At 68.6% G+C, this 280-nt stretch carries 1 protein-coding gene; it reads left to right on the top strand.

What is annotated here, in order from left to right:
- Window positions 1-11: 11 nt before the first annotated feature.
- Window positions 12-280: SRPBCC domain-containing protein (locus B4920_RS26130; protein ID WP_254051069.1), on the top strand; the 269-nt coding region annotated here is incomplete at its 3' end.

Here is a 280-nt window from a genome sequence, read left to right as displayed (position 1 = left end):
TCAAGTACCACATGACCAGCCCCGAGGGGGAGACGTTCGGCGGCGGCTGGGAGGTCATCTCCGTCGACGAGCCGGGCCGCCTCGAGCTCAAGGACTTCTTCGCCGACGCCGAGGGCAACCCCGTCGACAGCGCCCCGGAGTCGCGGATGATCGTCGAGATCACCGCGACCGACACCGGCGCGCGGATGGTCAACACCTCGACCTGGGAGTCCGCGGAGGACATGCAGAAGGTCCTCGACATGGGTGTCGTCGAGGGCTCCACCTCCGCCGTCGGCCAGCT

It is taken from the genome of Zoogloea sp. LCSB751 (assembly GCF_002028455.1).
Classification (GTDB): domain Bacteria; phylum Pseudomonadota; class Gammaproteobacteria; order Burkholderiales; family Rhodocyclaceae; genus Zoogloea.
This window is presented reverse-complemented; position numbering and strand designations above follow the sequence as displayed.